This is a genomic window from Hydrangea phyllody phytoplasma (assembly GCF_036985185.1).
Taxonomy (GTDB): Bacteria; Bacillota_I; Bacilli_A; order Acholeplasmatales; family Acholeplasmataceae; genus Phytoplasma; species Phytoplasma asteris.
Genome location: NZ_BSDA01000014.1, coordinates 1 through 3,275, shown reverse-complemented (window position 1 = coordinate 3,275; position 3,275 = coordinate 1). Strand labels below are relative to the sequence as shown.

The window sequence follows — 3,275 nt, the reverse complement described above, 5'->3', positions numbered from 1 at the left end:
ATTTTTATGTGGGAACAATTAACAATTTTAATTTATCCTTTAAAATTATTTAGTTCATTGTTTGATTTTTTAATGCAAATATTAAAAATTTTTATTGATGTTTTTGGTAGTATTATAGGTTATATTAAAAGTTCTATAACAATTCTTACTGGTCAAAAATTAATGGACCCTAGTGAAAGTATGTGGGAAAAATTAAAAGAAATAGCAAAGATAATTTTTAGTGTTGCTGTTGGTGGCTCTGTTATTTATTTTTTGAAAGAAATTAATAATTTTCTTTTAAACTCTTTCATTAAAATAGGTGATTTGTTGTTTAAAATTGTTTTAAGAATATTAGATATTATTTCAATTGTTTTAAAATTCTTTTTATTTTTGTTTAAAAAGGTTATAATAATATTGAGTTTCTTTTTATCATTTTTTATTAATTTCCTATATTTATGGGTATTTGAAAATGCTAAAAAATTTCTTTAATTATTTTTGATAATAGAAAAGAGGTTTAAAAATGTCAAGTTTTAGAATAGGCAATAAACATTATAAAATGATTCCTTTTTTAATTACTACCGGAACATTAATTTTTTTTGTGTTTTGGATAGGTGGGCTTGCTTATAAATATCATTTAGAAACCGAAGAAAGAAGAATATTATTAAAAACTGATATTGAACAAAAAGCAAGGGAATTAAATAGTCAAGTACATGAGGAAATTGAAAAATTAAAAAAAGAAAATGAACATTTAAAAAATGCTCCTTATGAGTTTATAAGAGATAATGGAGAAAAAGAATATTATAATTTATTTACTCACAAATTAGTTAAAAAAATTGATAAAGATAATACAATTTGGGAATATGATAAAAATAATGGTCTTTTGTTGAAAAAAATTGATAGATACAAAAATATTGAAGAATATGGTATACATGGTAAATTAATTAAAAAAACTTTATCAGATGGTGTTTGGATGGAATATAATCCTGTTAATGAAAAATTAATGAAACGTAAAAATATTGATAATTCTATTGAAGAATTTGATGATAATGAAGAAAAGTTTAAAGAAATAGATAAAAATGGTAAAGTTAAATATTTCAAAACTAAACTTTATCAAAATATTTCGGATTTTAAGAAATTAAATTTTACTATTAGACAATTAAAAGATATAGGATTTAGTTTGCAAGAATTAAAAGATGCAGGATATACTTTGGAACAATTTATATCTGCTGGATATACTGAGAAAGAATTAAAAGATGCAGGATATACTGAGAAAGAAATTGATAAATTAACAACTGAACAAGAAATAGTTTATCATACAGATCGTAAAACTATAGCTCATATTAAAATATTTTATTCTAAAACTAAAAAAGAAATTAAAAGAATTATTTATAGTTCAGATGGTAAAACTATAGATTGGATTAATGAATTCAACCCCGAAGGTAAAATAATCAAAAAAACATATTACAACCCAGATGGAACTGTTAAAAAAATTGAAACTTATTAATCATGAATAAAGATAAATAAAAACTAATTGTATCTTTATCTACGTCCCTGATAAATTATATTAATTCGGTTCCGCGGAATGTTAATTTAAATATCACTGTTAATTTTATAATGCCTCTTAAACTCATTATTTTATCTTTTTTTCTTTAATTTTATTCCAATTAGGGTTTTATTTAACCCTAAATCTAATTTAGTTGCCCCAACAAAGCCCCATTTTGGCTTAAATTTAAAAGAAATCATTTTTTTAATCTAATTTAGTTGCCTCAATAAAACTCCTTTACTAAAAAAAACCCTCTTTTTCATACTAAGGGTTAATACCTTCTAAGACGAGCAGAGCGAAGTAGGCGGCCAGCCGAAGTACATTACAATTAACTATTACCCCCTTTCTTATGAAGTCCCCTTTGGGGATTTAGGGGTTTTTAATATTATAAAGGAGAATAAAATGTTATTTAATTTATCAAAAGAACAAAAAGATATTATTAATTCAGATGCTTCTTGTATGTATATACATGGTGGAGCTGGTTCTGGAAAAACTACCATTTTAATTGAAAAATTAAGACAAAAAGAAAAAGAAAAACCTTTAATTTTGGTAGCTACTAATGCTACTAAAAATATTATTTATGATAAATTATTTTCATCATTAAAAGAAGATTATTCTTCTTATAATGATGATGAATTAGAAAAATATTTAAAAGAAAATTATGAAATTAGAACATTTCATAGTTTTGCTTATACTTGTTATTTAAAATATAATATTTTTAATGAAACAGAAAAACAACGAAAATTTATTGATGATGAAACTAAATTAAATATTTTAAAACTGATTTTAAAAGAAAATCAAGATTTAAAAATGTATTTTAAAGAACAAAGAAAATATTCATTTAGAAAGCTTTTACAGGAATTAAATAATTTAATACGTTTGACTTTTCAAAAAGAAAACTGTTATTCATCTATTAAAATTGATGATAAAGTTTTAAAAAAATCTTTTGAATTGTTATTAAATTTGTATTATGAAAAATTAAATTATTATAATTTAATAACTTTTGATGGTTTATTAATTGAAACTAGTGATTTTATTGAATTTGTTGAAAGAAATAATGGTTTAATTTATAATCGTCCTGTTTTTATTGATGAATTTCAAGATTTAAATTATTTTTATTATTTTATTATAAAAGAACTTTTATTTAATAAACCAAATTCTTTATATTGTTTTGGTGATTATACTCAAAATATTTATAGCTCTTTTGGTTCTAGTGAACTTATTTTGGAACTTTTTGTAAAAGATTTTAAACCTCAAAAACATTTTTTAAATGTTAATTATCGTTCTAAAGGCATTAATATTGTTAAAGCAGCTAATGAATTAATTGATAATAAGGAATATTTACAATTATCTTTTAGTGAAAAAAAATATAGAGATTTTATAAATTTTTCTTTTTTTAATAATTTTTATCAACAAGTTAAGTATTTGTGTGAAAAAATTAAAAATTCTTTAATTTATTCTACAACTGTTCTTTGCCGTAGTAATGGTGAATTACAAAAACTTAAAGATGAGTTTGAAAAAAACCAAATTCCTTTTACTATATCTTATAATAATAGTAAAGAAAATGAAATTGTTTTGTCAACGATACATGGATATAAAGGATATGAAAATGAATGTGTTTATTTAATTGGTTGGCAAAACCGAAATGAATCACAAGATAAAGTTTTAGAAAAAAAATTAATTTATACTGCAATAACTCGTGCTAAACATGATATTGAAATTTTAACTTTGAATGATTCTTCTATTTTTATAG

3 protein-coding genes are annotated in these 3,275 nt (G+C 21.7%); all 3 read left to right on the top strand.

Annotated features, from left to right (window positions below; all coding sequences use genetic code 11):
* The first annotated feature begins 72 nt into the window (after nt 1-72).
* The gene (locus AACP42_RS02950) at nt 73-468 is read left to right on the top strand and encodes a hypothetical protein (RefSeq protein WP_339332578.1); all 396 of its coding nucleotides are present in this window, start codon (nt 73-75) and stop codon (nt 466-468) included.
* A gap of 31 nt (nt 469-499) precedes the next feature.
* The gene (locus AACP42_RS02945) at nt 500-1,483 is read left to right on the top strand and encodes a DUF2963 domain-containing protein (protein ID WP_212775616.1); all 984 of its coding nucleotides are present in this window, start codon (nt 500-502) and stop codon (nt 1,481-1,483) included.
* Nucleotides 1,484-1,924: 441 nt separating this feature from the next.
* Nucleotides 1,925-3,275, top strand: a 1,351-nt coding sequence (locus AACP42_RS02940) for a UvrD-helicase domain-containing protein (protein ID WP_212775615.1), incomplete at its 3' end; no start/stop codon positions are given.